At 72.2% G+C, this 26,930-nt stretch carries 25 protein-coding genes and 1 riboswitch; of the genes, 12 read left to right on the top strand and 13 right to left on the bottom strand.

The window, feature by feature from the left end; all coding sequences use genetic code 11:
• Window positions 1–182: 182 nt before the first annotated feature.
• Window positions 183–1,178, bottom strand: a complete 996-nt coding sequence (locus TAE01_RS07725) for a lipase family alpha/beta hydrolase (RefSeq protein WP_246111211.1) — start codon at window positions 1,176–1,178, stop codon at window positions 183–185.
• Window positions 1,179–1,257: 79 nt separating this feature from the next.
• On the opposite strand from TAE01_RS07725, the gene TAE01_RS07720 reads away from it, so the two are divergent.
• From TAE01_RS07720 to sucD, 4 genes are all read left to right on the top strand, one after another.
• Window positions 1,258–1,728 (top strand): cobalamin B12-binding domain-containing protein, encoded by a 471-nt coding sequence (locus TAE01_RS07720; RefSeq protein ID WP_371860828.1) that lies wholly within the window; start codon window positions 1,258–1,260, stop codon window positions 1,726–1,728.
• Between the two features lie 179 nt (window positions 1,729–1,907).
• Complete coding sequence (locus tag TAE01_RS07715) at window positions 1,908–2,843, top strand: type IV toxin-antitoxin system AbiEi family antitoxin domain-containing protein (RefSeq protein ID WP_147065081.1); 936 nt, start codon at window positions 1,908–1,910, stop codon at window positions 2,841–2,843.
• Window positions 2,844–3,115: 272 nt separating this feature from the next.
• On the top strand, window positions 3,116–4,300 hold the full coding sequence (gene sucC, locus TAE01_RS07710; RefSeq protein ID WP_147065079.1) for an ADP-forming succinate--CoA ligase subunit beta: 1,185 nt from the start codon (window positions 3,116–3,118) through the stop codon (window positions 4,298–4,300).
• Window positions 4,301–4,332: 32 nt separating this feature from the next.
• On the top strand, window positions 4,333–5,226 hold the full coding sequence (sucD, locus tag TAE01_RS07705; RefSeq protein WP_147065077.1) for a succinate--CoA ligase subunit alpha: 894 nt from the start codon (window positions 4,333–4,335) through the stop codon (window positions 5,224–5,226).
• 150 nt (window positions 5,227–5,376) lie between these two features.
• On the opposite strand, the gene TAE01_RS07700 is transcribed toward sucD, so the two are convergent.
• The gene (locus TAE01_RS07700) at window positions 5,377–6,081 is read right to left on the bottom strand and encodes a polysaccharide deacetylase family protein (RefSeq protein WP_147065076.1); all 705 of its coding nucleotides are present in this window, start codon (window positions 6,079–6,081) and stop codon (window positions 5,377–5,379) included.
• Window positions 6,082–6,374: 293 nt separating this feature from the next.
• Between TAE01_RS07700 and TAE01_RS07695 the strand changes: the two genes are divergently transcribed.
• Entirely contained in the window at window positions 6,375–7,577 is a 1,203-nt protein-coding gene (locus TAE01_RS07695; RefSeq protein WP_246111210.1) for a cell division protein PerM, read from the top strand.
• A 30-nt stretch (window positions 7,578–7,607) separates the two neighbouring features.
• On the opposite strand, the gene TAE01_RS07690 is transcribed toward TAE01_RS07695, so the two are convergent.
• Entirely contained in the window at window positions 7,608–8,000 is a 393-nt protein-coding gene (locus tag TAE01_RS07690; RefSeq protein WP_147065072.1) for a hypothetical protein, read from the bottom strand.
• 142 nt (window positions 8,001–8,142) lie between these two features.
• On the opposite strand from TAE01_RS07690, the gene purN reads away from it, so the two are divergent.
• Both purN and purH read left to right on the top strand, forming a co-directional pair.
• Window positions 8,143–8,739, top strand: a complete 597-nt coding sequence (purN, locus tag TAE01_RS07685; protein WP_147065300.1) for a phosphoribosylglycinamide formyltransferase — start codon at window positions 8,143–8,145, stop codon at window positions 8,737–8,739.
• 8 nt (window positions 8,740–8,747) lie between these two features.
• A riboswitch (ZMP/ZTP riboswitch) is annotated at window positions 8,748–8,824 on the top strand.
• A gap of 74 nt (window positions 8,825–8,898) precedes the next feature.
• Window positions 8,899–10,533 carry a bifunctional phosphoribosylaminoimidazolecarboxamide formyltransferase/IMP cyclohydrolase gene (gene purH / locus TAE01_RS07680; RefSeq protein ID WP_147065070.1) on the top strand — a complete coding sequence of 545 codons (1,635 nt, stop codon included), beginning with the start codon at window positions 8,899–8,901 and terminating at the stop codon, window positions 10,531–10,533.
• Window positions 10,534–10,674: 141 nt separating this feature from the next.
• Here the strand turns inward: purH and bar are convergent, their stop codons facing one another.
• Both bar and arcC read right to left on the bottom strand, forming a co-directional pair.
• On the bottom strand, window positions 10,675–11,811 hold the full coding sequence (gene bar, locus TAE01_RS07675) for a barbiturase (protein WP_147065068.1): 1,137 nt from the start codon (window positions 11,809–11,811) through the stop codon (window positions 10,675–10,677).
• Between the two features lie 5 nt (window positions 11,812–11,816).
• Window positions 11,817–12,764, bottom strand: coding sequence for a carbamate kinase (arcC, locus tag TAE01_RS07670; RefSeq protein ID WP_147065065.1), 948 nt, complete (start codon window positions 12,762–12,764; stop codon window positions 11,817–11,819).
• A gap of 202 nt (window positions 12,765–12,966) precedes the next feature.
• Between arcC and TAE01_RS07665 the strand changes: the two genes are divergently transcribed.
• Window positions 12,967–13,212 (top strand): hypothetical protein, encoded by a 246-nt coding sequence (locus TAE01_RS07665; RefSeq protein ID WP_147065064.1) that lies wholly within the window; start codon window positions 12,967–12,969, stop codon window positions 13,210–13,212.
• Between the two features lie 36 nt (window positions 13,213–13,248).
• On the opposite strand, the gene TAE01_RS07660 is transcribed toward TAE01_RS07665, so the two are convergent.
• The 3 genes from TAE01_RS07660 to TAE01_RS07650 are packed head-to-tail and all read right to left on the bottom strand — an operon-like array spanning window position 13,249 to window position 18,264.
• Entirely contained in the window at window positions 13,249–14,085 is an 837-nt protein-coding gene (locus TAE01_RS07660; RefSeq protein WP_147065062.1) for an NmrA family NAD(P)-binding protein, read from the bottom strand.
• Between the two features lie 2 nt (window positions 14,086–14,087).
• A complete protein-coding gene (locus TAE01_RS07655) occupies window positions 14,088–16,118 on the bottom strand; it encodes a hydantoinase B/oxoprolinase family protein (RefSeq protein WP_222594091.1) in 2,031 nt (676 codons plus the stop codon).
• A gap of 1 nt (window position 16,119) precedes the next feature.
• Window positions 16,120–18,264 (bottom strand): hydantoinase/oxoprolinase family protein, encoded by a 2,145-nt coding sequence (locus tag TAE01_RS07650; RefSeq protein WP_147065060.1) that lies wholly within the window; start codon window positions 18,262–18,264, stop codon window positions 16,120–16,122.
• Between the two features lie 249 nt (window positions 18,265–18,513).
• On the opposite strand from TAE01_RS07650, the gene TAE01_RS07645 reads away from it, so the two are divergent.
• From TAE01_RS07645 to TAE01_RS07630, 4 genes are all read left to right on the top strand, one after another.
• The gene (locus TAE01_RS07645) at window positions 18,514–19,440 is read left to right on the top strand and encodes a hypothetical protein (protein WP_147065058.1); all 927 of its coding nucleotides are present in this window, start codon (window positions 18,514–18,516) and stop codon (window positions 19,438–19,440) included.
• An 11-nt stretch (window positions 19,441–19,451) separates the two neighbouring features.
• Window positions 19,452–20,009, top strand: a complete 558-nt coding sequence (locus tag TAE01_RS07640; RefSeq protein ID WP_222594090.1) for an RDD family protein — start codon at window positions 19,452–19,454, stop codon at window positions 20,007–20,009.
• A 99-nt stretch (window positions 20,010–20,108) separates the two neighbouring features.
• A complete protein-coding gene (locus TAE01_RS07635; RefSeq protein WP_147065056.1) occupies window positions 20,109–20,888 on the top strand; it encodes a hypothetical protein in 780 nt (259 codons plus the stop codon).
• Window positions 20,885–21,235 carry a winged helix-turn-helix domain-containing protein gene (locus TAE01_RS07630; protein ID WP_246111209.1) on the top strand — a complete coding sequence of 117 codons (351 nt, stop codon included), beginning with the start codon at window positions 20,885–20,887 and terminating at the stop codon, window positions 21,233–21,235. The genes TAE01_RS07635 and TAE01_RS07630 overlap by 4 nt, the downstream gene beginning before the upstream one ends.
• A gap of 151 nt (window positions 21,236–21,386) precedes the next feature.
• On the opposite strand, the gene TAE01_RS07625 is transcribed toward TAE01_RS07630, so the two are convergent.
• From TAE01_RS07625 to TAE01_RS07605, 5 genes are read right to left on the bottom strand one after another with little or no spacing between them, the layout of a single operon-like run.
• The gene (locus TAE01_RS07625) at window positions 21,387–22,310 is read right to left on the bottom strand and encodes a carbon-nitrogen hydrolase family protein (protein ID WP_147065051.1); all 924 of its coding nucleotides are present in this window, start codon (window positions 22,308–22,310) and stop codon (window positions 21,387–21,389) included.
• A gap of 2 nt (window positions 22,311–22,312) precedes the next feature.
• Window positions 22,313–22,972 (bottom strand): SRPBCC family protein, encoded by a 660-nt coding sequence (locus tag TAE01_RS07620; protein ID WP_147065049.1) that lies wholly within the window; start codon window positions 22,970–22,972, stop codon window positions 22,313–22,315.
• A complete protein-coding gene (cutA, locus tag TAE01_RS07615; RefSeq protein ID WP_147065047.1) occupies window positions 22,969–25,401 on the bottom strand; it encodes an aerobic carbon-monoxide dehydrogenase large subunit in 2,433 nt (810 codons plus the stop codon). The genes TAE01_RS07620 and cutA overlap by 4 nt, the downstream gene beginning before the upstream one ends.
• A complete protein-coding gene (locus TAE01_RS07610; RefSeq protein WP_147065045.1) occupies window positions 25,398–25,952 on the bottom strand; it encodes a (2Fe-2S)-binding protein in 555 nt (184 codons plus the stop codon). The genes cutA and TAE01_RS07610 overlap by 4 nt, the downstream gene beginning before the upstream one ends.
• Window positions 25,945–26,829 carry an FAD binding domain-containing protein gene (locus TAE01_RS07605; protein ID WP_147065043.1) on the bottom strand — a complete coding sequence of 295 codons (885 nt, stop codon included), beginning with the start codon at window positions 26,827–26,829 and terminating at the stop codon, window positions 25,945–25,947. The genes TAE01_RS07610 and TAE01_RS07605 overlap by 8 nt, the downstream gene beginning before the upstream one ends.
• Between the last annotated feature and the right edge of the window lie 101 nt (window positions 26,830–26,930).

Raw genomic sequence — 26,930 nt, 5'->3', positions numbered from 1 at the left:
CTAGGGCATCCGGGCACGGCGCAGAAGCATGTCCACAGGCGATTCTGGGTGGATCCTGAGGACGACCCGGCGGCGCGCTGACAGGGCTCGGTGCCGCCCTCCAACCGTGCCACCCATGCCGCCCACGCCACCCCGAACCATCGGTGCCACGGGGCGCTGGCCGCCCGTCAGGCTGCCGGGTGTCAGCCGGCGGGGTCGACGCGGCCCGCGGGGGAGCCCGTGCGTGGCTTGCGCACCGCCGACGCGCGCCTGCTGCCCAGCGAGCTGACGCCCGGCGTCACCGTGGCGCCCGAGGTGTCGAGGTGGGCCAGGGCGGTGGAGATGCCGTGCACGACGCTGCTCGTGATCGGCAGGCTCATGTGGCCGACGCCGTGCAGGGCGACGTTGTGGACGTTGAGGTCCGGGTGGTGCAGGGCGGCGTTGTGCTGCGGCACGACGACCTGGTCGAGGTCGGACCAGTAGACGAGGAAGCGGGTCTGGCACTCGGCGACGGGGGCGGCGAGCTCCTTCATGAGGGCGCTTCCCGGACGCAGCTGCCGGGTCAGGCCGTTGTTCCACGTGTAGGCGAGGTAGCTGCCCTGGTGCGGTGTGCCCAGGGTGACGAGGGTGTGCACGTGCTGGTCGCCGCCGAGTCGGGTCACGTAGTAGCGCGCGATGAGGCCGCCCATCGAGTGCCCGATGACGTGGATCCGCTCGTAGCCGGTCTCCTCGACGATCCGCTCCACCTCGGCGCCGAGATCGGCGGCGGCCGCCCGGACGTCGCCGGTGAAGATGGAGTAGTTGATCGTCTCGATGCGTCCGAAGCCGCGCCGGACGAGGCCGCGGCGCAGGACCGTGAAGATCGAGCGGTTGTCGACCATGCCGTGAACGAGCAGGATCGGCGTCTCGGCCGCCTCGACGTTCTGGATGGCGAGCCCGCGCTGGCTCGGCGGCAGGTGCCCGAGGCGGTAGCCGTGGCGGCGGTCGCTCGCGCGGGGTCCCAGCAGGCCGAGCGGGTAGAGCCCGAGGTGCAGGCCCATCCACGAGGCCTCGAGCGCCGCCCCGGCGAGTCCCGTGGGCGTCAGGAGGGCGCCGGCGACCTCCCCGACGGCCGCGAGGAACGCGCGGGGCCTCCTCGCGACACCCGTCGAGGTGCCTGCCTGTCGCGGCGTCGTCGCCGCACGCGCTGCCAGTGCCACGAGCCGAACGTACCCCGACGGGTGGGCGATGCATCACTATTGCGCGTCGCGTCTCACCGGGCTGGCTAGAGTGCCCGGCATGAGCGAGTCCCAGGGTGCCGACGCCGTTGCCGTGACTGCCGACGAAGGTGTGGCCCCCGCGGGCGCCGTGTCGACCGACGTCATCCGGGTCGTCGTGGCCAAGCCCGGCCTCGACGGCCACGACCGCGGCGCCAAGGTCGTGGCGCGGGCGCTGCGCGACGCCGGCATGGAGGTCATCTACACCGGGCTGCACCAGACGCCCGAGCAGATCGTCGAGGCGGCCATCCAAGAGGACGCCGACGTCGTGGGCCTCTCGGTCCTGTCCGGGGCGCACCTGACCCTCTTCGCGCGGGTCGTCGAGCTGCTCGCGGAGCGCGACGCGAGCGACATCGTCGTCTTCGGCGGCGGCATCATCCCCGACGACGACATCGCCGAGCTCGAGAAGCTCGGCGTCGCCAAGGTCTTCACGCCCGGCGCCACGACGATGGAGATCGTCAGCTGGGTGCGCGAGCACGTCCACCCCGCCTGACGCCGAGGGGGCGCGCCGTCAGCGTGCGCGCTGGAGGCCACCGGCGTCCCGGCTGCGGACGCCGCGGCTCCGCGCGGGCGCACGCTGACCTCGTCCACAGCCCGTGGCCGCGACGAGCGTCGTCCACAGGCGCCCGCACCGCCCTGTCCTGACGGGCGTGGGACAGCGAGCGTCGGGTCATGGACCTGCACCTGCTGGGCGCCAACGGCGTCTTCAGTGCCGCGGACGCGCGACGGCACGGCCTCGACTCGCACGCGCTCGCCCGCCTCGCCCGCGCCGGACGGTGCCGCCGCCTCACCCGGGGGTGGTATGCCGTGTGCGACGACCCGAGCGAGCCGCTGAGTCCGACCCGGCGACACGTCCAGACCGCCCTCGCGCTCGGGCGTCAGCTCATCGGCCGCGCGGCGATCAGCCACCATTCCCTGCTGCTCGTCCGGGACCTGCCGACCTGGGCAGCCGACCTCGCCACGGTGCACCTCACGTCGACGCGGCCGCCGACGAGCACCGACTGCGGGGTGGCGTCACGCCGGGCGGGGCTCGTGGTGCACCGCCCGGTGCGGGGCCTCACCACGTCGCGCGACCTGCCCGGTGAGCCGGTCCGACCGGCGGCGGTCCCCCTTGCGCACGCGATCGTCCAGGCCGGGCTCCTCGCCGGTCCCGAGGCGGCCCTCGTGCCTGCCGACGCCGCCCTGGCTCGCCGGCTCGTCACGCCGGAGCAGCTCGCGGGCGCCGTCGTCGCCCTCACGGACCGTCGCGGCATCGGACCTGTCCGGGCGGCGATCGGCAGCGCCGACGGGCGGCACGAGTCGCCGGGGGAGACGCGGACGGCCTACCTCCTGCGGGCGCTGGGTCACCAGATCGACCCGCAGGTCGAGATCGCGGTGGAGGGGCGACGGTTCCGGGCGGACTTCCGGATCCGGGGCACCCGGGTGCTCGTCGAGTTCGACGGCGCGGTCAAGTACGCCGACGCACGGGCGCTCTTCGAGGAGAAGCAGCGCGAGGACGCGCTCCGTCGGGCGGGCTGGGTCGTGGTCCGCCTCGTCTGGGCCGATCTCGGGCGCCCCGAGCTGGTCCGCCGTCGCGTCCTGGAGGCCCTGCGGCTGGCAGCCGCCTGAGGCGCCCGAGTCAGCGTGCGTCGCTCCGGAAGGCCGGGGCCCGGGCACCGGCGCACGACGCCCGGGCGGACGCACACCACGGGTGTGATCTTTGTCCGGTCGGCCGGACCCGATGCCGCTGCCACCCGCGCCAGCCACTAGAGTCCGAGCGACAGCCTGATTCGGTTGCGCCACGGCGCAGGGCCCGTCCGAGCGCGAGCACGGGTGCCCCGGGACGCTGCAGCGACGCGATCGACGACGACACGAATCGACGACGAGGACGGACCCCACCCGTGGATCTCTTCGAGTACCAAGCCCGCGACATGTTCGAGAAGCACGGGGTGCCCGTGCTGGCCGGCGCCATCGCCACCACCCCCGAGGAGGCCCGAGCGGCCGCCGAGAAGATCGGGCCGAAGTCGGGCGGCGTCACCGTCGTCAAGGCGCAGGTGAAGACCGGCGGCCGCGGCAAGGCCGGCGGCGTCAAGGTGACGAAGAGCCCCGACGAGGCGCAGGCCGCCGCCGAGGCGATCCTCGGCATGGACATCAAGGGCCACACCGTCGGCACCGTGATGGTCGCCCAGGGCGCTCGCATCGCCGAGGAGTACTACTTCTCGGTCCTGCTCGACCGGGCCAACCGCACCTACCTCGCCATGTGCTCCAAGGAGGGCGGCATGGAGATCGAGGAGCTCGCCGTCGAGCGCCCCGAGGCCCTCGCCCGGATCGCGGTCGACCCCAACACGGGCATCGACGCGGCCAAGGCGCAGGAGATCGTCGACGCCGCCGGCTTCGACGACGCCGACAAGGCCGCGATCGCCGACGTCATCCAGAAGCTGTGGACCGTCTACCGCGAGGAGGACGCGACGCTCGTCGAGGTCAACCCGCTCGTCAAGACCGAGGACGGCGACATCGTGGCCCTCGACGGCAAGGTGACGCTCGACGAGAACGCCGGCTTCCGCCACGCGGACCACGAGGCCCTCGAGGACACGGCGCACGCCGACCCGCTCGAGGCGGCCGCCAAGGAGAAGAACCTCAACTACGTCAAGCTCGACGGCTCCGTCGGCATCATCGGCAACGGCGCGGGCCTCGTCATGAGCACCCTCGACGTCGTCGCCTACGCCGGTGAGGAGTTCGGCGGCCAGAAGCCGGCCAACTTCCTCGACATCGGCGGCGGTGCCAGCGCCGAGGTCATGGCCAACGGCCTGCACATCATCCTGTCGGACCCGCAGGTCAAGAGCGTCTTCGTCAACGTCTTCGGTGGCATCACCTCCTGCGACGCGGTCGCCAACGGCATCGTCGGCGCGCTCGACGCGCTCGGTGACGAGGAGAACCGCCCGCTCGTCGTGCGCCTCGACGGCAACAACGTCGAGGAGGGTCGCCGCATCCTCCAGGAGCGCAACCACCCGCTCGTGACGGTCGAGCCGACGATGGACGGCGCCGCGCGCCGCGCCGCCGAGCTCGCCGCCCGGCCCGCCAACTGACCACCGCGCCCAGAGAAGCGAGAACGACAACCATGGCTATCTTCCTCAACGCCGACTCGAAGGTCATCGTCCAGGGCATGACCGGGTCCGAGGGCATGAAGCACACCCAGCGCATGCTCAAGTCCGGCACCGACATCGTCGGTGGCGTCAACCCCCGCAAGGCCGGCACGACCGTCGACTTCGAGGGCGGCGTCTCCGTCCCCGTCTACGGCACGGTCCAGGAGGCCATCGAGGCCACCGGCGCCAACGTGTCCGTCATCTTCGTGCCCGCGCAGTTCACCAAGGCCGCCGCCGTCGAGGCGATCGACGCCGGCATCCCGCTCGCGGTCGTCATCACCGAGGGTGTCGCCGTCAAGGACACCGCGGAGTTCTACAACTACGCCAAGGAGAAGGGCACGACGCGCATCGTCGGCCCCAACTGCCCCGGGCTCATCACCCCGGGCGTCTCCAACGCCGGCATCATCCCCGCCGACATCTCGGGCACGGGCCGCATCGGCCTCGTCTCGAAGTCGGGCACGCTGACCTACCAGATGATGTACGAGCTGCGTGACTTCGGCTTCAGCTCGGCTGTCGGCATCGGCGGCGACCCGATCATCGGCACGACGCACATCGACTGCCTCGAGGCGTTCCAGAACGACCCCGACACCGATGCGATCGTCATGATCGGCGAGATCGGTGGCGATGCCGAGGAGCGCGCCGCGGCCTACATCAAGGAGCACGTGACCAAGCCGGTCGTCGGCTACGTCGCCGGCTTCACCGCCCCCGAGGGCAAGACGATGGGCCACGCCGGCGCCATCGTGTCGGGCTCCTCGGGCACGGCGCAGGCCAAGAAGGAGGCCCTGGAGGCCGCCGGCGTCAAGGTCGGCAAGACGCCGTCCGAGACGGCTGACCTCATGCGCGAGATCATGAAGGGCATCGCGAGCTGACCTGAGCGACAAGCGTTTCCGAGCGGGCGGTCACCTCACGGTGGCCGCCCGCTCGGCCGTCCAGGACCGACGGCGTATGCCGTGTCGCCGGGGCGCGTCGCCCTCCGCGGGCGGTCGCGGGCCGGGCCGGACGGCATACGCGAGGGGTGGTCAGCAGGCCATCAGGCCGATGACGTAGCCACGGGCGCGGAGCCTCGGGATGAGCAGGTCGAGGGCCGCGACGCTCTGGGAGCGGTCACCGCCGCCGTCGTGCATGAGGATGCGCGAGCCGGGGCGGACGTTGGCCAGCACCCGGTTGACGATGGTCCACGTGCCGGGGCGCGACCAGTCGCGGGGGTCGACGGTCCAGAGGATCTGGCGCTGGCCGCGGTTGGCGATGATCGTGGCGATGCGCGAGTTCGTGGCCCCGTAGGGCGGCCTGACGCAGCGCGGCCGGTAGCCCAGCGACGACTCCATCCGGTTCAGCTGCCAGGTGACGGATGCGGTCGACAGCGTCGTGAGGTCGGGGTGGCTCCACGTGTGGTTGCCGATGAGGTTGCCGTAGGAGCGCAGGCTGCGGGTGATCGAGGGGTACCACGAGACGTTCTGGCCGACCTCGAAGAAGACGGCGTGGACGCCGTACTTGCGCAGGACGGCGAGCATCCGGGGAGTCCACGTGGGGTGCGGTCCGTCGTCGAAGGTGAAGTAGACGGTGCCGGCGTAGGCCACCGGGGCGACCGCGACGTCCGTCGGTGCCGTGGCGACCGGCGATCTCGACCCGGACGGCGCCGGCGACGAGGCCGGGGCTGCCAGCGGGGCGGTGAGCGCGAGTGCTGCGAGCAGGGGCGTCAGGAGGTGGAGGATCTTGCTGCTCATGGTGGTTCATCCCTTTCACCTCCAGTGTGCGCGCGCGTCGGAGGCGCCGATGGCGATTGCCGAGATCCGTGGCTCACACCTGTGGCGCACACCCGCGGCAGCTGCGGCACGTGCGGCTGGGCGGACCGCCACCGGCGTGGGCGCTCGCTCCGCGGCGGGGATCTTGTGACCATGGGACGAAGCACCGGACCCCGGCACCGATCCGCAGCGCAGGAGTGAGACCACTGGCCCCGCCGAGCACGACCACCACGACCTCAGCGGCGACGACCTCGTCGGTCAGTCCCTCGACCGCCGTGCCCGCCGCGCTGCGGGCGGGAGCCCTCGCTGCGGTCGGCACGTGGTCGGTCGTCGTGCTGCCCGCCCTCATCGGCTGGGTGGCTGCGCCGGAGAGCTCGGTCGGCTGGTTCTCCGCGGTGTCGCTGGCGAGCGCGATCTGGTTCCTCGGGCACGGCCAGTCGGTCGGCACCGGCACGGTCGCGATCTCCGTGACGCCGCTGCTGCTCCTGCTCGTCTTCGTCTACATGGCGACCCGCTGGGTGCGCCGCCTCGCGGCGACGGAGCGGCTGCGGGTGGGGACGGCCGACTGGAGCCGGGTCGCCCAGTGGGGTGTCGTGCCCGGCTTCCTCGTCGGCTACGGCCTGGTCTCGGCGGTGCTCGCCCTCTTCACCCTCGGTGGTCCCGCGACGCCCGGCGTGGCGGCGGTCATCGGGTCGCTCCTCGTACCCCTGTCGGCCCTCGGCTTCGTGCTGCTGCGCCCCGAGGACGACACGGCGCCCGCCTTCGTCCGCACGTGGTTCCGTCGGGGACCGACGTGGCTCCCGACGGTCTGGCGCACGGGGTGGCGCGGTGCCGGTGCCCTGCTGGCCGTCGGGTTCGTCGTCGTGCTGCTGCGCCTCGTCGTGTCGTGGTCCGCGGTGGCCGACGTGCAGGACCAGTACGGCGCCAACTTCGGCGCGCTCGTCGTCATCGGTCTCGCGCAGCTGGCCCTCCTGGGCAACACCGCCACGTGGGCGCTGTCGTTCCTCGCGGGACCCGGCTTCCAGGTGGCGCTGGGCTCGACCATCACCCCCGCTGCCGCCCATCCGGGCCTGCTACCGCTCGTGCCGGTGCTCGGCGCCCTCCCGCAGGCGGCCGACTACCCCGCGATGGCGTATGCCGTCCTGCTGGTGCCCGTGCTCCTCGGCGCGTGGCTCGGTCGGCGCGTCGACGCCGAGCTGGAGTTCTTCGGCAACGTACGGGCACGCCTGGCCGCCACCGCGACGGCCGCACTCCTGGCCGTCGTCGTCGTGGTCGCGCTGAGCGCCCTCGGCAACGGTGCCGTCGGGGTCGACCGTCTCTCGGCGGTCGGCGTGCCGCTGTGGTCCTTCGCCGCGGCCCTGACGGCAGAGGTCGTCGCCGGGGCACTGCTCTTCGCCGGCGCTGCCGTGCTGCTCGAGCGGCGTCGGGACCGCGCCGACGAGTCCACGACCGAGGCTGCCGTCACCGACGAGGACTGACGCGTCCAGCACGGTGGCCCGGGGTCGGGCTCAGCGCACGACGAGACCGAACATCCCGGCATCCCTCAGCTGGACGCAGCTGGCCTGGGCGAGGCTCGTCTGGGCGCCGGCCAGGCACTGCTCGTACGAGCTGACGGCGTCGTAGAAGACGATCTGCAGCGACAGCGTCGACAGCAGCGTCCCGGCGATGACGAGCGTGACGGCCGGCCAGATCTTCTCCTTGCCGGGGCGCGCCGACAGGAACCGGAGCAGGCGCACGGTCAGCACGACGGCGAGCACGAGCGGCAGGAAGGCCACGAACCGCTTGGGCAGCGGGAGGTACATCGCGACGAGGCCCAGCAGCACGAGCAGGGCGACAGGCAGCGTGCGCTTGGCCTTCTCGCGCGCGTAGGCGATCTCCTGCTCCAGCTGGGGCTCGGTCATGCGGCCCATCCTCGCCCATGCGGCGGCCGCCCGATGACCGGGGGCGGCCTCCGGGGCAGTCGCTACACTCCGGCGCGTGACCTCTGATCCCCGTGCCGTCGCCCCAGCCACCGCACGATCCGAGAGCTCTCCGGGGCAGCCCGTGCCGGTCGTCGTGCTCGTCTCGGGGTCAGGGACGCTCCTGCAGGCGCTCCTCGACGCGGCCGTCGACCCGGCCTACGGCGTGCGCATCGCCGCCGTCGGGGCCGACCGCGCCTGCCAGGGAGTGCAGCGGGCAGAGCAGGCCGGCATCCCGACCTTCGTCGTGCGCCCGGCCGACTTCGAGGACCGTGGCGCCTGGGACCTCGCGCTCGCCGAACGGGTCGCCGCGGCGGGCCCGCGGTTCGTCGTCACGGCCGGCTTCATGCGGATCCTCGGGCCGGCGACGCTGGGCGCGCAGCCCGTCGTCAACACCCACCCCGCGCTGCTGCCGAGCTTCCCCGGCGCGCACGGCGTCCGTGATGCCCTCGCCTACGGCGTCAAGGTGACGGGCACGACCTGTCACGTCGTCGACGCCGGCGTCGACACCGGGCCGATCATCGAGCAGCGGGTCGTGGCCGTCGAGGACGACGACACCGAGGAGAGCCTGCACGAGCGGATCAAGGTCCAGGAGCGCGACCTGCTCGTCGACGTCGTCAGCCGGCTGGCCCGTGAGGGGTTCGTCGTCGAGGGTCGACGGGTTCGGATCGGCGCGCGCTGACCGCTAGGCTGAACTCACACGACTGGCGCGGGTGGGACACCACCGGGGAGTGACGTCGGGAGCATCGACCGCCTGGGTGCCTCGCGAGAACGGAAGCCGTCGGGTCCACCCGACCCGCGGCACGCCGCGACCGATGTCACCGAACCAGGAGTGCACCCCATGACTGCTGCCCCGTCCGCCGCGCCGTCCACCGACCCGGGCGGCCGCCGCCCGATCAAGCGGGCGCTCGTCTCCGTCTACGACAAGACCGGCCTCGAGGACCTCGCCCGCGCCCTCGACGCGGCGGGCGTCGGCATCGTGTCGACCGGCTCGACCGCGAAGACCATCGCGGCGCTCGGCATCGACGTGACGCCGGTCGAGGAGCTCACGGGCTTCCCGGAGTGCCTCGAGGGACGCGTCAAGACGCTGCATCCCAAGGTGCACGCCGGCATCCTCGCCGACACCCGCAAGGACGATCACGTCCAGCAGCTCGCCGACCTCGGGGTCGAGCCGTTCGAGCTCGTCGTCGTCAACCTCTACCCGTTCCGCGAGACCGTCGCCTCCGGCGCGACGCCCGACGAGTGCATCGAGCAGATCGACATCGGCGGCCCGTCGATGGTGCGTGCCGCGGCCAAGAACCACCCGAGCGTCGCGATCGTGACGAGCCCCACGGCATACGCCCAGGTCGTCGAGGCCCTGGGGGCGGGCGGCTTCACGCTGGCCCAGCGTCAGCGGCTCGCCGCCGAGGCGTTCGTGCACACGGCCTCCTACGACGTCGCCGTGGCGAGCTGGATGGGCAACGCCTACGCCGACACGACCGACGGCACCGGCTTCCCGGCGTGGACGGGCGCGAGCTTCGACCGCGCGGCGGCGCTGCGCTACGGGGAGAACCCGCACCAGCAGGCGGCGCTCTACCGTCACTGGCGTCCCGGCGTGGCCTCGGCCGAGCAGCTGCACGGCAAGGAGATGTCCTACAACAACTACGTCGACACCGACGCCGCCGTGCGTGCCGCACACGACCACGGCGACCAGCCGACCGTCGCGATCATCAAGCACGCCAACCCGTGCGGCATCGCCGTGGGCGCCACGATCGAGGAGGCCTACGAGCGTGCCCACGCCACCGACCCCGTGAGCGCCTACGGCGGCATCATCGCCTCCAACCGCACCGTGACGGCGGCCATGGCGGCGGCGGCCAAGCCGGTCTTCACCGAGGTCATCATCGCGCCCGACTACGAGCCCGAGGCCCTCGAGATCCTCACGGCGAAGAAGAACCTGCGGGTGCTGCGCCTGCCGGCCGGCATGGCCGAGGCGGCCGACCCCATCGAGACGCGCGCCGTCAGCGGTGGTCTGCTCGTGCAGTCGGTCGACAAGGTCGACGCCGTCGTCCGCGGCGAGGGCGACACCGTGACCGGCGGCGACGACGCGGCGAACTGGCGTCTCGTCTCCGGCGAGGCCGCGGACGACGCGACGATCGCCGACCTGCAGTTCGCCTGGCGCGCCATCCGCGCCGTGAAGTCCAACGCGATCCTGCTGGCCAAGGACGGTGCCGCAGTCGGTGTCGGCATGGGCCAGGTCAACCGCGTCGACTCCTGCTACCTCGCCGTGCGCCGCGCGGGGGAGGACCGTGCCCGTGGCTCGGTCGCCGCGTCCGACGCCTTCTTCCCGTTCGCCGACGGCCTGCAGATCCTGCTCGACGCGGGGGTGCGTGCCGTCGTGGCCCCCGGCGGCTCGATCCGCGACGAGGAGATCATCGAGGCGGCCAAGGCGGCCGGCGTGACGATGTACTTCACGGGCACCCGCCACTTCGCCCACTGACGCCCCCCACAACACACCGAGCAGCGGCCAACCTCGACGGTTGCAGCCGGCATGGTTGCCACCTGCTCGGTGTGTTGCGGGATGTGTTGCGGGGGCGCGGGGCGGCGAGGCCGTTCGTGGCCTCTCGACGGTGGCTGGGTGTCAGCGGGCCCAGCGGTAGCCGGTGGGCTCGCCCTCGCCGAGGTCGACGATCGCGGCGACCGGGCCGCCACCGTCGGGGCCCTGGTGGGCGGCCGACACCGACACGAAGACGGCCGGGTCACCGGTCACGGACGCCGTCACGCCGCCGACCGCCGACTTGATCTGACGGTGCCAGTGCACGTCCGAGTCGTCGAGCATCGCGTTGCGGCGGCCGTGCACGGTGCCGTCCTGGCTCACCTCGCACTTGAGGAACACGTTGACGAGCCGGCCCTGGATGTCGCTGCTGTGCGGGCGCTCCGGCAGGTCGAGCCCGGCGTCCTTGATCGCGCCCCAGACGCCGTCCGCGTCGAGGGCGTCCTGCATGACGGAGTGACCGATGCGGTAGCGGCCGCCGACGCCCTTGGCGTTGCCGACCACGACGACCTGCGCCTGGTCGAGCTCGACACCCGAGGAGCACGAGGCCACGGAGGAGAAGAGCGACCGGTTGTGCATGATGTCGGCGTCGGTCGGCATCTCGATCTCGCCGAGCGCGACGGCGATGCCGAGGCCGGTCGTGCCGTTGGAGAGGTCCATCGACTCGTGCGTGTGCTCGGTCCAGACCTCGTGGCCGCGGGACTTCGCGTCGCGGATCGTGTGGATCGTCAGCAGCGGCGTCTTGGTCTGGACGTAGTGCACGTCGGCCGGGTCGGTGATGCCGGCGCGCTCCATCGCGACCTTCACGGCGTCGGCGACCTTGCTCACCATGGCGACGTAGCCGATCTCCTCCGGCTTGATCGGCTCGCTCATGGCGAACCCCACGGTCAGCCGAGGCTCGTCGGACTGCTCGGCGCGTTCGGCCGGCACGGTCGCGAAGATCGTCGCGTGGGGGCTGATGATGCCGTCGGTGCCACCGGACCAGACGATCGGGACCTGCTTGACCTGGTCGGCCGGTGCACCCTTCTCGACGAGGACCTCGCGGAAGGCGCGGTCGGCGATGATGCGGGTGTAGTCGTTGACGCCGCCGTTGCCCTCGGTCTTGCCGATGATGGCGACGACACGGCTCGCCTCCATGACACCGTCGTCGATGAGCTTGGCGAGCTCCGACGCGTCGGCGACCGAGTGGATCGGGACCTTGCGCACCTCAATGGCTTCGGGCACGTGAATCACCTTTCTCTTTCAGGGTTTTCGATGACGGTCCCGACGTGGCCGTCGATGGCCGGAGCGAGCTGGTCGAGGGCCGTGATGATCGAGCGCGAACCGCCCGACCGGACGAAGCGCAGAGCCGCCTCGACCTTCGGGCCCATGGAGCCCGACGCGAAGTGCCCGTCGGCGGCATACGTCTCCATCTCCGCGAGCGTGACGCGGCCGATGTCGTGGGCCTCTGGCGTGCCCCAGGCCGCGACGGCATGGGCGACGTCGGTGGCGATGACGAGCACGTCGGCGTGGACAGCGCGGGCGAGCAGGGCTGCCGTGAGGTCCTTGTCGATGACTGCCTCGACACCGCGCACCGCGCCGTCCGCGTCGCGGACCACGGGGATGCCCCCGCCGCCGGCCGTGACGACGACGTATCCGGCGGCGAGGAGTGTGTGGAGCGTGTGGGTCTCGAGGACCTCGACGGGCTCGGGGGAGGCCACGACCCGTCGCCAGCCCTTGTCGCCGCGGTCCTCCCAGCGCTCGCCGTGGTCGATGAGGGTCTGGGCCTGCTCGCGCGGGAGGAAGCGCCCGATCGGCTTCGTCGGGTGGGTGAAGCCGGGGTCGTCGGCGTCGACGAGGGTGCGCGTGATGATCGCCGCGACGGGGCGCTCGACGCCCCGTTCGGCGAGCGCGGTCTCGAGGGTGTCGAGGAGCGTGAAGCCGATCGTCCCCTGCGTCTGCGCGCCGCACCAGTCGAGCGGCACCGGCGGCACGACGTGCGCGGCCAGCTCGTTCTTGACGAGGAGGTTGCCCACCTGGGGCCCGTTGCCGTGCGTCACGACGACCTCGTGGCCGGCCGCGACGAGCTCGGCGAGATGGCGGCTGGCGCCGGCGATGGCATGCAGCTGGGCCTGGGGCGTCGCGCTGCCGTCGGGCCCGATCATGGCGTTGCCGCCCAGCGCCACGAGCACCCTCACGGCGCGTCCTCGGTCGTCATGGCGTGAGCCTAGGGAGCGCGGCGGAGCGGGCGCGTTGTCACCTCCTGCCCAACGCGGGCCCCGACATTGGCAGATGTATGCCGTCGGGTCGGACGGCCCGTGGTGGTCCGCCGGGTACGGGGACGATAATGTCGTGAGGCGCTGTCAGGGGCGCTTCGCTCGAGCCGAGAGGTGACCACCCGTGGGAGTCGGAGTCCTGCTCGCCGTCGTGGGGGCGATCCTGACCTTCGCGGTCCGGGCCAACACGTCGGTCATCAGCCTGCCCATCGTCGGGGTCATCCTCATGGTGGCCGGGGGCGGGATCATCTGGCACGCCCGCAAGGGCACGCAGCGTCAGCGCATCATCACCCGCGAGGAGCGGCCCAGCGGCGCGTCGACGCCGACGAGCACGGTGCGCCAGACCATCGAGGAACGCGACATCGACTGAGGCCGGGCCTCGCCGGCGAGTCGAACCTGCGGGTCGTCAGACCGCGGAGAGGGCCTGCCCCCACGTGCGGGGCTCGCGTCCCATCAGGCGTCGGAGCGTGGACGGGTCGCCGACGAGACCGGCGCGGTCATAGGCGGCGAACATGGCCAGGAGGTCGGCCCGCGCCTGCGGTGACAGGGTGGCACCCGGCCCGGCGGCCCATTCCGCGACGTCGACGCGGACGGCCTCGACGCGGTGCCCGAGAACGTCCGTGGCCACGGCCGCCTGGTCGCGCACCGAGAGCACCTCGGGCCCCGCGAGGTCGTAGGTGACACCCTCGTGCCCTGAATGGGTCAGCACCGTGGCCGCCACCTCGGCCACGTCCTCGAGGTCGACGTTCGTGAACGGCGCGTCGAGCGAGTACGGCACGGCCAGCCTGCCCGAGACGGCCGGCCCGACGAGGTTCTGGTGGTATGCCGCGGGGCGCAGGACCGTTGCTCCGGGCAGGTGGGTGCGCACGACCTTCTCGGCCTCCGCCTTGCGCAGGTGGTGCGGCATCGACGCGTCGTCGGGATGCAGCACGGAGTGGAAGACGAAGCGGGACAAGCCTGCCCGGGCGGCGGCGCCGGCGACCCGGTCTGCCATGGCCACCTCGTCGGGGTGCACGTTGGGCGCCAGGTGGTAGACGCCGTCGACACCCGCCACGGCCTCGTCGAGGCCCAGGCCCGTGGCGAGGTCAACGACCGAGATCGACCGGGCCCCAACGGCATACGCTGTCTCGGCCCGCTCCGGCGATCGCACGGCAGCGCGCACGACGGCTCCCTGTGACGTGAGGCAGCGCGTGACGGCGCGGCCGGTCTTGCCGGCCGCGCCGATCACGAGAAACGTCGTCACGCTCAGACCCAGTCGACATCCGCCGCAGTCTGTCCCGCGGCGAGCGTCGCGTAGCCCGGACCGCGGTCGAAGAACGGCTGCTCGTCCGCACGGTCGGCGCGCAGCTGCTCGCGCAGGGCGTCCGACGCGGCCGCGTCGATGACCGGCTCGTCGAGGTCGCCGGTCGCGACGACGCCGTAGTCGCGGCGCGCGCCGTCGAACGAGACCTTGCCCCAGCGCAGGTCGCGCTCGATCTCGTCGTACGGACGCTCGAGCGGGTCGCCCCAACCGCCACCGCCCGTGGTCCGGATCCGGATCACCTGTCCGGCCTTGACGACCTCGGCGTCGGCGAGGGCGTCGACGGTGCGCTCCTCGGGTCCGCCCACGTCGACGGTGACCTCGAAGGGACGGCCGGCCTTGCCGCCCTTGACGCCCCAGCAGGCGAGGATCGAGCGGTCGGCGATCGACATGAAGTGAGCGTCCTTGAGCATCCGGATGTGCTTCTCGTAGCCGAGACCGCCGCGGTGGCGGCCCGCGCCGCCGGAGTCGACCGCGAGGCCGAGGCGCTCGACGATGAACGGGAACCGGCTCTCGGTGAACTCGGTCGGCAGGTTGCGACTGTCGGGGACGACGTGGATGGTGTCCTCGCCGTCGGCGTAGTAGCGACCACCCGAGCCGCCGCCGAGCACCTCGCGCATGAGGTAGTCGTTGCCGTCGCGGTCCTTGCCGTAGACGCCGGTGTAGCGGATCGTCTCCTGGTCGGCGGGCATCTTGCCGTCGACGGCCTTGGCGACGACGCCGGCGAGCACGCCGAGCAGGCGCAGGATGACGAACGTGCGGGCGTTGGTCGGCGCGGGGTAGATCGGCGTGAGCAGCGTCCCCTTCTCGGGGAACTTCATCTCGATGAGGGGCACGATGCCCTCGTTGACGTCGAGCTCGGCCATCCGCTCGGGGGTGTCGGCGAGGTTGCGCAGGATCGGCGCGAGCCACTTCTTGAGGAAGTTGCCGCCGACGTAGTCGCCGCAGTGGTTGATCGGGCCCTTGGCCTGCTTGGCGGTGCCGGTGAAGTCGATGATGAGCTTGGGGCCTCCGTCGCCGGGGCCGGGGCCGCCGGTCGAAACCTTCGTCAGCGTGATCCGCTGCGTGTGCAGCATCGGCTCGTCGACGCCGTCGTGCTCGGCGTAGTCCTCCCAGACGTAGGTGCCGTCGGGGATCTTGCTGAGGATCTCGCGGCGGTAGGTCTCGGTCGTCTTGTCGAGGATCGCGTCGAAGGCGGCCTCGATGGTGTCGCGGCCGTAGCGCTCGAAGAGCTCGGAGAGGCGACGCGCGCCCATGAGGCAGGCCGAGCACTCGGCGTCGAGGTCGGCCGCGAGGCTGTCGGGCATGCGGCTGTTGCGCGTCATGATGCGCAGCGCCGCCTGGTTGGGAACTCCCTTGTCCCACAGCTTGATCGGTGGGACCGACAGGCCCTCCTCGAACACCGTCTGCGCGTTGCTCGGCATCGATCCGGGCACGGCGCCGCCGATGTCGTCGTGGTGGCCGAACGCCTGGACGAACGCGACGACCTCGCCGCCGGAGAAGACCGGGACGGTGACGCAGAGGTCGGGCAGGTGGCCGATGCCGCCCTCGGACTCGTAGACGTCGTTGTGGAAGAAGACGTCGCCCTCGCTCATCTCCGCCAGCGGGAAGTCACGGGCGATGGGGTGCACGAGCGCGCTGTAGGAGCGGCCGGTCAGCTTGCGCAGCTGCCGGTCGTGGATGCCGGCGCGGAAGTCGTGCGCGTCGCGGATCATGGGGGAGCGGGACGTGCGCGCGATGGCCGTCTCGACCTCCATCTCGACGCTCGCGAGGGTGCCCTCGACGATCTCGACGAGGATGGGGTCGACCGAGCTGCCCTCCGGCGTCAGGCGGTTGCCGTGCTCGTATGCCGTGGGGAGACCTGCGGGGTTCACCGGGGCGCCGTCGTGGGTGGCCGAGCCGTCAGGGTGCAGTGAGCCGGTGGCGGCGTCGACGGGGGCGAGGCGGGTCGCCGCGGTCTGGCAGGAGAAGCACATGTCAGGCCTCCATCTCGGTCGTGGGGGCGGTGGTCTGGTCGGCGCTCTTGGTGATGACGAGGTTGCCGAGCGTGTCGACACGGACGACGAAGCCGGGGTGGACCGGCACGGTCGAGCCGAACTCCTCGACGATCGCCGGACCCTCGATGGTGTCGCCGGCGAGGAGGTCGGGACGCCACCACACGTCGGTCTCGACGTAGCCGGTCTCGGCGTCGAAGCACACCGGCCTGACGGACCGGTGGGCCCGCTCGCGCACGTCGGCGGCGCCGGTGGCCTCGGCGAGCTCGCGCAGCTCCGGGCGCGTGATGGGCCCGACGCCGGTGACGCGCAGGTTGACCCACTCGACCTGCTGCGTCGGGTCGCTGCGGAAGTCGTAGCCGTAGAGGGCGCGGTGCTCGTCGTGGAAGCGCGACGCGACGCCCGCGGCATACGCCTCGTCGACGTCGCCCTCGGGCGCGGCGACGCGGACCTCGTAGGCCTGGCCGAAGTAGCGCAGGTCGACGGTGCGGGTGTAGCGGTGGCTGTCGCGCGGGAAGCCTTCGGCGTCGAGGGCGCCCGCGGCCTTGGCCGTCAGGTCGTCGAACGTCTTCTGCACCGCGGCGTGGTCGAGCGAGGCGTGGCGAGAGACGGCGGTCTGGACGTAGTCGTTCTTGACGTCCACGGTGAGCAGGCCGAAGGCGGAGACGTTGCCGGGGTTCTGCGGCACGACGACGCCGGCGAGGCCGAGGATGTCGACGAGGCGGCAGGCGAGCAGCGACCCGGACCCGCCGAAGGTGGCGAGCATGAAGTCACGCACGTCGAGACCTCGCTTGACGCTCACCTGGCGCAGGGCGTTGGCCTGGTTCCATGCGGAGATCTCGAGGATGCCCGTGGCGCAGCGCTCGAAGTCGAGACCGAGCCTCGCGGCGAGCTCGGTGATCCCGGCCCGGGCAGCGTCGACGTCGAGGGGGATCTCGCCGCCGAGCAGGTGCGGGGGGATGCGGCCGAGGGTCACGTGCGCGTCGGTGATGGTCGGCTCGGTGCCGCCCTTGGCGTAGCAGAGCGGTCCGGGGTCGGCGCCCGCGGACTGGGGTCCGACCTTGAGCGAGCCCTCGGGGGAGATCCATGCGATGGAGCCGCCGCCGGCGCCCACGGTGACGACGTCGATCATGGGGATCTTGCTCGGGTAGGCACCGACGGTGCCCTCGGTCGTCAGCGTCGGCTCTCCGGCGAGGACGACGGAGACGTCGGTCGAGGTGCCGCCGCCGTCGCAGGTCAGGACCTTGTCGAAGCCGGCGCGGCCGGCGATGAGGCCGGCGCCGAGTGCACCGGCGGCAGGTCCGGAGAGGACCGTCGTGATCGGCTGGTGCACGACCTCGTCGGCGGAGAGCACGCCGCCGTTGGACTTCATGATGTAGAAGGGCAGCTTCTCGCTGCTGCCGACGAACTCGTCGAGCCGCTGGTGGATGTTGGCGACGTAGCGCGACACGTTGGGCTTGACCGCGGCGTCGACGAGGGTCGTCATGGAGCGCTCGTACTCGCGGTACTCGCGCAGCACCTCCGAGCTGATCGAGACGACGGCCCCGGGGTGCTCGCGGCGCAGGACCTCGCGCATGGCGAGCTCGTGGCTGTCGTCGGCGTAGGAGTGCAGGAAGCAGACGGCGATCGTCGTGATGCCCCGCTCCTTGAACCAGCGGGCGACGGTGACGGCGCGCTCCTCGTCGAACGGGCGGATCTCGTTGCCCTCGAAGTCCAGGCGGCCGCCGACGGTCTTGACGTAGTCGGCCGGCACGATGCGCGCGGGCTTGACCCAGAAGTAGGAGTTGCCGTAGCCGTCGGGCACGGCCTGACGGGCGATCTCGAGGATGAACTCGTAGCCCTCCGTCGTGACGAAGCCGAGCGCCTCCACCTTGCCCTCGAGGAGCTTGTTCGTCGCGACGGTCGTGCCGTGCGAGACGGCGCTGATGTCGTCGCCGCTCGCGCCCATGAGGTCGAGGACCTTGCGGACGCCGGTGAGGAAGCCGTCGGCGGGGTTGCTCGGCGTCGAGGGCGTCTTGGTCGTGACGAGCTCGCCCGAGTCCTCGTCGAGGGCGACGACGTCGGTGAACGTGCCGCCGGTGTCGATGCCGATGCGGATCCGGCGGCCGGGGGAGATGCCTGCTGTCATGGTGAGGATTCAACCGGCGCGGGCGGTCACCGGGCGTTGTCACATGCTGCCAACACCTGCCCCGTTCCGCGCCAACCCTCACCAGAACCGGGTACCGGGTCCTCAGGCTGGGTCGAGGGCGCGGCGGCGTGGCGGGCTTCACTCGCCGAGGGTGATGCCCGGCGGCAGGGGTCGGACGCATGCTGGGCGTGGAACGAGTCATCGGCGTCGCCCGCCCGGGCCGCGCCGCAGCGCGTGATGGGACGACGCATGGAGAGCACGGCGGCGCACGAGGACGGGGGTGGGGCCGTCACGCGGTACGACCCCCTGACCCCGGCTGACGTGGCCGACCTGGTCCTCGGTCTCGCGTCGGTCGGTGCCGAGGTCGCGGTGCGTGCCGCCGAGCGCGTCCGGCCGCCTGCCCTCGTCACCAGGGCTCTCGCGGGGCTCGTCACGGGACCGGTGACAGCGACCGTGAGCCGTCTGGCCGACCGCGCGCTGCAGGCTGACTGGTCGCAGGACGTGCTCCGGAGCGGGCGCTCGCGGCGGCGTGACCTCAACCGTCGCACGCTCGAGGTGGCCCGCAGAGTGGCGGCAGCGGTGGTCGAGGTCGCGCTCGACCTCGTGGACGTGACCGACGTCGTCATCGACCACGTCGACCTCGACGCGGTCGTGCGTGCCGTCGACCTCGACCGAGCGGTCGAGCGCGTGGACGTCGACGCCGTCGTCCGGCGGGTCGACGTCGGGGCGATCCTCGAGCGGGTCGACGTGGACGAGGTCGTGGCGCGGGCGGACCTGGACCGTGCGGTGGCGCGGGTCGACGTCGGGGCGATCCTCGAGCGGGTCGACGTGGACGAGGTCGTGGCGCGGGTCGACGTCGGGGCGATCATCGACCGCGTCGACATCGACGCGATCGCCGCAAGGCTCGACCTCGACGCCGTCGTCGCGCGGCTCGACCTCGTCGCGCTCGCCGAGTACGTCGTCGAGGGGATCGACCTGCCCGGCATCATCCAGAGCTCCTCGGGGGCGATGGCCTCCGAGAGCCTGCGCGAGGTGCGGTGGCAGGGAGTCAGTGCCGACGAGCGGGTCGCCCACGTCGTCGACCGGATGCTCCACCGTCGCCCCCGCACGCCGGGACCGGCCCTGCCGAGCGCGGAGGCGCCCGTGCGCCCGGTGATCCCCGGCACGACGGTCTGAGCCGGCTCACCGTGACGACCTCGCCCCCTCCCGGCCGCGGCCCCGTCTCCCGCATCGTCCTCCCCGGGCCTGCGCGTTCGGTCCAGGGCCACCGTGCCGGCATCGTCACGCGGGCGACTGCGGGAGCCGTCGACCTCGTCGTCGCGTTCGCGGCCGTGGGGCTGGGGTATGCCGTGTGGTCCGGTGCCCTCTTCGTGCTCGGTCCCGCGTCGTTCCGCTTCCCGGACCCGGGCGGGCTGAGACTGCTCGTCTGCGCGCTCGGGGTGCTCACGGCATACCTCACGGTGGCGTGGGCGACGACGGGGCGCACGGTGGGCAACCGGCTGCTCGGGCTGCGGGTCGTGGGGGAAGGGGCGGGCGGTGTCGGTTTCGTGCGCGCTCTGCTGCGGGCGCTGCTGTGCGTGGCGTTCCCGGTGCTGCTCTTCTGGGTCCTGGTCAGCGCCGAGAACCGCTCGCTGCCTGACGTGCTGCTACGGACCTCGGTGGTCTACGACTGGACGTCGAGCGCGCGACGTGGCGCCGAGCCCACGACGGCTCCTGCGCCGATGGTGCTGCCCCCTGACGACTGACGTGTGAGTCGCGAGGGCCGAGAACTCTTGACACGTGACTACTCTGCAATGCAGAGTGCTCGCACGGGATGCCAGGGGGCTCCCACCGAGGAGGCAGCCGTGAACGAGACGAACCAGCCGGACCCGACGAGCAGCACACCCCGACTGGACCCCGACGAGGCCCGGGAGCTGCTCTCGCGCACCGAGCAGGTGCGACGCACGGCGCGCGCCGACCAGCAGGGGGTCGCGATCCCGCTCCTCGTGCTCGGTCCGTTGACGGTCGGGGCCGCCGTGCTCAACGAGATCGGGCAGTGGGTGGAGTTCCACGACCTCGGCCCCGGCGAGAGCCGCAGCGCCACTCCCGACGAGCTGGCCTTCACGAGCTTCGTCGACCGCTACTGGGGCACCGTCGGCGCCGTGGGACTGCTCGTCATCGGGGTCTGGTTCGGTTGGCGCAGCCGCCGGCACGGCGTGGGGTCGGGTGCCGGGGCCTGGATCGCCGGTGCCGTCGGCGTCTACGTCCTGTTCGCCTACAGCGGTCTGCTCCTGCCGATGTGGCCGCCGCTCACGATCCTCACCTTCCTCGCCCCGAGCGCCTTCATCGCGGTGGCGCTGCTGCTCATCGCGTGGCGGCGGCACAACCTGCGGCTCGCCCTGTGGATCCTGGCCTTCGGCGTCGTGACGGTCATGGCCGGCCTCTTCGTCTTCGCCAACCGCCTCTACGACCTGCTCGGCCTGCTCGGCGCCTCCACCGACGTCGTCAGCGCGGTCGGCGGCAAGGGTGACACCGCGGCCCAGGTCATCCTCGGTGTCGCGATGTTCGTCGTCGGATGGCGTGCCCACCGCTCCCGAGCCATCGCTCCTCCGGCCACGCCGACCACGCCGGCGCCGTCCCCGTGACGGCCGCGACGCCTCCACCGGCGCCTGACGCCGCCGAGCCGCACCCGACGAGCGGGCTCGACGACGTCGTGCACCAGAAGGCCCGCCTCGGCATCCTCGCCGTGCTGGCCGAGACGGAGAAGGCCGACTTCACCTACCTCAAGAAGCTGCTCCAGCTCACCGACGGCAACCTCGGCCGCCACATCGAGGTCCTCGCCGGCAGCGGGCTCGTCCACGTCGAGAAGGGCTATGCGGGCAAGCGGCCGCGCACCTGGGTCACCATCACGCGCTCCGGACGTCGGGCCCTCGACGAGGAGATGGCCGCGATCCGGGAGCTGCTCCGGCGCTTCGAGGCCGGTGGCGGCTGAGGCGGCATGGCCGTGCCCGGGTCGCCGCGCTGAGCCGGGACGCCGACGGACGACCGTTGGTGCGACGCGTGCCGGGACACGCCGGCCGACGCGCCGCCGACGACACGGGAGGTCGACCAACGGTCGTCGGTCGGCGGCGCAGCCCGGAGCGTCAGCCGGCGTCGCCGCGGTGGATCGGCGCGTGCGGGAACGACGTCTCCGCGGCGCCCTCGAGCTCGGCACGGTGGTTGCGGATGAGGTCGAGATTGCGGTCGCGCAGGTGGTCGAAGGCCTGGCCGACGTTCGAGCCCGGAGTCAGCGACGACAGCGCCTCGGCCGGGTCGAGCCGAGCGGTGACCCAGCCGGGATGCGTCGCGGCCTTGGCCACGATGTGCCCGATCGGCGTCACGATGTGCGAGTTGCCGAAGTAGAGCACGCCGGCCGGGTCGGTCCCCACGGCGTTGGCGCCGATGACGTAGACGTGGTTGTCGTAGGCCCGCGCCCGCGACGTGAGGTCCCAGATGTCGGCGGAGCGCAGCAGCGCCGACGGGCGGCAGATCACCTCGGCGCCCTGCACGGCCTGGATGCGCGACAGCTCGGGGTAGTCGCCGTCGAAGCAGATGATCATGCCGATGCGGCCGAGCTCGGTGTCGCACACCGTGACCGTGTCGCCGGGCGTGACCCACCCGCCGCCGGTGACGATCTCGGAGCAGAACGGGTGGGTCTTGCGGTAGGTCCCGAGCAGGTCGCCCGACGGTCCGACGAGCACCGACGAGTTGTAGACGACGCCGCGCTCCGGGCCGCGCTCGTAGGTGCCGAAGCAGACGTGGACTCCGAGCTCGCGCGCGACGGCCTGGATCGGCTCGATCATCGCGCCCGGCAGCTCGGTGACGAGGTCCCAGAGCTCCTCCTTGGAGCATCCCGGGGTGAAGCCGGTGCTCGCCGTCTCGGGCAGGACGACGAGCTCGGCGCCGGTGGCCTCGACGCAGCGGCGCGTCATCTCGACGCACGTCTCGAGGTTGGTGCGGATCGTCTCGGCGCTCAGCGGGGCCGGGACGGGGGCGACCTGGACGGCCGCGGCGGTGAAGGCACGCATCGTCAGCCCTTCCGTCCGATGGCCCAGCCGACGACGACCCCGACGAGCGCGACGACCCCGCCGGTGACGACCCCGAGGGCGTACTCACGCCCGGCGAACGCGCCGGTGGGGGCCGGCCGGCCGGCATACGACACCGGGGTGCCGGGTGCGGGCACCTGACCGGGTATGCCGGGTGCTGCCGTCGGCGTGACGCCGGCCGGAGCGCTCGGGGCTGCGACGCGGACACCGGAGATGTCGGCGTCGACGGCCGAGAAGAACTGGCCCGCCATCTTCTTCGTGACGCCGGCGAGCATCCGCTGGCCGACGCCGCCGATGACGCCGCCCACGGAGGCGTCGGCGTCGTAGGTGAGGTCGGTGCCACCGGCGCTCGACGGCGCGAGCCGCACGACGACGTCGGCGTCGACGGTCCCCGGCGCTCCCGCACCGGAGGCCTTCATCGTGAACGAGCCGGGGTGCTGCGGGTCGCGCAGCGACACCTCGCCGTCGTAGGTGCCCTTGATGGCGGCGACACCCGCCGTGACGGTCATGGCGTAGTGGTCGGGGCCGAGCTCGGTGAGGCGCTCGCAGCCCGGCAGGCAGCGCGCGAGCACGGCCGGGTCGTGGAAGGCGTCCCACACCTGCTGCGGGTCGGCCGCGAGGGTGGCGGATCCGGTGATCTTCATGCGGTCGGCTCCTTCGATGACGTGCGGGAGAGGCGGTGCAGGCTGGGGATCTCGCCGTCCGCGTGGCGGCGGCGCAGCTCCCAGAGGTCGTAGGGCGAGATCGGCATCCGCGTGATCGGGAAGCCCTCGGCGTCCTCGATGGCCGACGCGATGACGGCCGACACCGGGATGCACCCCGCCTCGCCGGCGCCCTTGATGCCCAAGGGGTTCAGCGGTGACGGGGTCTCGAGGTGGTCGGCCTCGATGGTCGGCACCTCGGACGCGTAGGGCATGAGGAAGTCCATGAAGCTCGCGTTGAGCAGCTGCCCCGACTCGTCGTAGGCCATTCGCTCGTAGAGCGCGCCACCGACGCCCTGGGCGACGCCGCCGTGGACCTGGCCCTCGACGATCATCGGGTTGATCATGGTGCCGCAGTCGTGGATGACGCAGTAGCGCAGGATCCTGATCTCGGCGGTGACGGGGTCGGTCTCGACGATCGCCGCGTGCATGCCGTTGGCGAAGGTCGCCTGGGTGGGGGAGTAGAAGTCCTTGCCCTCGAGTCCCGGCTCCTCGTCGTCGGCCACCGGCGGCTTGTCGGGGTCGAAGGTGCCGGCGAACTGCGTTGCGGCCTGGGCCGCCTCGTCGAAGGCGTAGCGCAGCGGGTTCGAGAGGACCGACACGGTGCCGAGGCTCATCGACGTCGCGGGGGCGCCCTTGACGCGCACCGTGCCCTCGACGATCTCGAGGTCCTCGGGCGACACCTCGAGGGCGTCCGCGGCGATGCGCAGCGCCTTGGCCCGGACGTTGCGGGCGGCGAGGGCGATGGCGCTGCCGCTCATGACCGCGGCGCGCGACGCGAACGTGCCCACGGCATACGCCATCTTGCGGGTGTCGCCGGTGGTGACGAAGACGTCCTCCATCCGCACGCCGAGCTCCTGCGCGACGATCTGCGCGAAGACGGTCTCGTGCCCCTGGCCCTGTGAGGTCAGGCCCGTCGAGACGTTGACGCGACCGCTCGTCTCGATCTGGATGTGGCCGCCCTCGTAGGGCCCGACGCCGGTGCCCTCGACGTAGCAGCCGATCCCGAGCCCGACCTTGCGTCCCTCGGCCTCGGCCTGGCGGCGGTAGTCGGCGAAGTCGTCCCAGCCGACGAGCTGCTTGAGCTTGGCGAGGCTGGCCGGGAAGTCGCCCGAGTCGTACTTGAGCGGACGGCCGTCCTGGAAGAGCAGCCCGTGGTCCCACGGCATCTCGGCCGGGAGGATGAAGTTGCGCGAGCGCACCTCGGCGCGGTCGAGGCCGAGCTCGTCGGCGATCGCGTCCATGGTGCGCTCCATCGCGAAGCAGCCCTGCGGGCGGCCGGCGCCGCGATAGGGCGTCACGAGGACGGTGTTGGTGTAGAGCGACCAGAACTCGCACCGGTAGGTGCCCGGCTTGTAGGGGCCGAGCAGCTGGGTCGAGGTGATGATCGGGACGATGATGCCGTAGGGGGTGTAGGCGCCGTTGTCGTGCCAGAGCTTGACGTCGAGCGCGAGCAGGTGGCCCTCGTCGTCGAAGCCGACGGTGACCTGCTGGAGCTGGCCGCGCTCGTGGGCGGCGCTGATGAAGTGCTCGCGACGGTCCTCGGCCCACTTGACCGGACGGCCGAGCAGGATCGCGGCCCACGGGACGAGGACCTCCTCGGGCCACGGGTGGACGATCTTGACGCCGAAACCTCCCCCCACGTCGGGGGCGATGCACTCGACCTTGGCCAGGGGCAGGCCGAGCTTGGCGGCGACGGCCGCGCGCACGCCGGTCGAGGTCTGGGTCGAGGAGTACATGCGCAGCTCGTCGCGGTCGCGGTCCCAGCGCGCGTAGACGCCCTTGCCCTCCATCGGCATGCAGGCGCTGCGCTCGATGTCGAGGTCGAGCGTCAGCGTGTGCGGCGCTGCGGCCATCGCGGCGTCGACGTCGCCGACCTCCTGGAGCATGTGGGCCGCGACGTTGTCGGGCACGTCGTCGTGGACGAGCAGCTCGCCGGACCGCGCGGCCTCGATGCCGACCACGACGGGCAGCGTGTCGTAGGTGACCCTGATGCGCTGGCAGGCGTCCTCGGCGATGTAGCGGTCGGTGGCCACGACCATGACGATCGGTTCGCCGACGTGGTTGACCTCGTCCTTGGCCAGGGCGTAGCCGGTGCGCCCGTGGGTCAGGGTCGGGTGGGGGATGAGCAGGGGCAGGGGCTCACCGACGCGACCCGGGAGGTCCTCGTGGACGTAGATGCCGACGACGCCCTCGACCTCGATGGCCTCGGACGCGTCGATGTCGACGATGCGGGCGTGCGCGTGCGGGCTGCGGACGAACGCGGCGGCGAGGGCGTCGTGCCCGAGGTCGTCGAGGTAGCGCCCGCCGCCGGTGACGAGGCGCGGGTCCTCCTTGCGTCGGATCGGCGCGCCGAACATCTGCGTCGTCATGCCTGCTCCTCGGTCGTGACGTCGGAACCGGCCCGCTCGGCCCGGATCTCGGCGGCGCGCAAGACGCTCTTGACGATGTTCTGGTAGCCGGTGCAGCGGCACAGGTTGCCCGAGATCGCCTCTCGCGCCTGCTCGCTCGTCGGCGACGGGTTCTCGTCGAGGTAGGCCGTGACGGTCGTCAGGAAGCCCGGCGTGCAGAAGCCGCACTGGAGGCCGTGGCACTCGGCGAACGCCTGCTGCACCGGGTTCATCGACTCGCCGGTCGGGGCGACGCGGGCGTCGGGCGCCGAGCACAGGCCCTCGACGGTCGTGATGGCGTGGTCCTGCGCGGTGACGGCGAACATCAGGCACGAGCGCATCGGTGCGCCGTCGACGAGGACGGTGCAGGCACCGCAGACCCCGTGCTCGCAGCCGACGTGGGTGCCGGTCAGCTCGAGGTCGTGGCGCAGGAAGTCCGACAGCAGGCGGCGCGCGGGCACGGTGGCCGAGTGGCGCACCCCGTTGACCGAGACCGTCACGTCGTGGAGGGTCTCGCTGGTCGTGTCAGTCATCGCTGGCTCCTGCGCGGTCGGCGGCCTGGGGGAGGACCCGGCGGGTCAGCTCCGTGACGAGCATGCGGCGGTAGTCGGCGCTCGCGTGGATGTCGCCCTCGGGCTCGACGTGCCCGCGCACCGCCTCGGCGGCATCGTCGAGCGCCGAGTCCCACGCGGACGTGCCCGGCTCGACGCCACCGAGGGCCGGGGCGAGGTCGAGGACCGAGGGCACGTCCGTTACCGACACGAACGACGCGCGGGCGGCCGAGACCACCCCGTCGGCGAGCGTCACGGCGACCCCGACACCGGCCATGGCGTAGTCGCCGTGCCGTCTGGCGGCCTCGGTGAACGCCGTGCCCGTCCCGTCGGGGAAGCGACCGAAGCGCACGGCCACCGCGAGCTCCTCGGCGGCGAGCGAGGTCTCGAGGGCTCCGAGGAAGAAGTCCGACCAGGCGATCTCGCGCGAGCCGGCCGGCCCCGCGACCTCGACGACGCCGTCGGTGAGGGCGAGGATCGCCGGCATCTCGCCGGCCGCGTCGGCGTGCGCGATGGAGCCGACGGTCGTGCCACGGTTGCGGATCGCGGGGTGGGCGACGTTGACGAGCGCCTGGCGCAGGAGGGGGAGCACGGCATACGCACTCTCGGAGCGCTCGAGGCCGGCATGGCGCACGAGGGCACCCACCCGGACCGAGTCCGGCGTCACCTCGACGGTGTCGAGCCCGGCGACGCGGTTGATGTCCACGAGATGGCCCGGCGAGGCGAGGCGCATGTTGAGGATGGGGATGAGGCTCTGACCGCCGGCGAGGACCTTGCCGTCGTACCCGACCTCGGTGAGGACGGAGACGGCCTGCTCGACGGTGAGCGGTGCTTGGTGCTCGAAGGGGGCGGGCTTCACCGAACCGATCCTGCCTTCCGACCCCCGGTGGGGACTAGTGATCGTTGTGCATCGCTGCACGTGGGCTTTTGGCAACTTCTGCCGTGAACGACCGTGGGCCC

This window comes from Terrabacter aerolatus (genome assembly GCF_007991735.1).
GTDB classification, from domain to species: Bacteria; Actinomycetota; Actinomycetes; order Actinomycetales; family Dermatophilaceae; genus Terrabacter; species Terrabacter aerolatus.
This window is presented reverse-complemented; position numbering and strand designations above follow the sequence as displayed.

Bases quoted from the DNA above. Each gene is read 5' to 3' on its own strand.
- TAE01_RS07645 (WP_147065058.1), top strand. From the start codon at position 18,514: ATGGAGAGCACGGCGGCGCACGAGGACGGGGGTGGGGCCGTCACGCGG.
- TAE01_RS07715 (WP_147065081.1), top strand. From the start codon at position 1,908: ATGGACCTGCACCTGCTGGGCGCCAACGGCGTCTTCAGTGCCGCGGAC.
- cutA (WP_147065047.1), bottom strand. From the start codon at position 25,401: ATGACGACGCAGATGTTCGGCGCGCCGATCCGACGCAAGGAGGACCCG.
- TAE01_RS07655 (WP_222594091.1), bottom strand. From the start codon at position 16,118: ATGTGCTTCTCCTGCCAGACCGCGGCGACCCGCCTCGCCCCCGTCGAC.
- sucD (WP_147065077.1), top strand. From the start codon at position 4,333: ATGGCTATCTTCCTCAACGCCGACTCGAAGGTCATCGTCCAGGGCATG.
- TAE01_RS07690 (WP_147065072.1), bottom strand. From the start codon at position 8,000: ATGACCGAGCCCCAGCTGGAGCAGGAGATCGCCTACGCGCGCGAGAAG.
- TAE01_RS07625 (WP_147065051.1), bottom strand. From the start codon at position 22,310: ATGCGTGCCTTCACCGCCGCGGCCGTCCAGGTCGCCCCCGTCCCGGCC.
- TAE01_RS07720 (WP_371860828.1), top strand. From the start codon at position 1,258: ATGAGCGAGTCCCAGGGTGCCGACGCCGTTGCCGTGACTGCCGACGAA.
- TAE01_RS07620 (WP_147065049.1), bottom strand. From the start codon at position 22,972: ATGAAGATCACCGGATCCGCCACCCTCGCGGCCGACCCGCAGCAGGTG.
- TAE01_RS07650 (WP_147065060.1), bottom strand. From the start codon at position 18,264: ATGACAGCAGGCATCTCCCCCGGCCGCCGGATCCGCATCGGCATCGAC.
- TAE01_RS07700 (WP_147065076.1), bottom strand. From the start codon at position 6,081: ATGAGCAGCAAGATCCTCCACCTCCTGACGCCCCTGCTCGCAGCACTC.
- TAE01_RS07610 (WP_147065045.1), bottom strand. From the start codon at position 25,952: ATGACTGACACGACCAGCGAGACCCTCCACGACGTGACGGTCTCGGTC.
- purH (WP_147065070.1), top strand. From the start codon at position 8,899: ATGACTGCTGCCCCGTCCGCCGCGCCGTCCACCGACCCGGGCGGCCGC.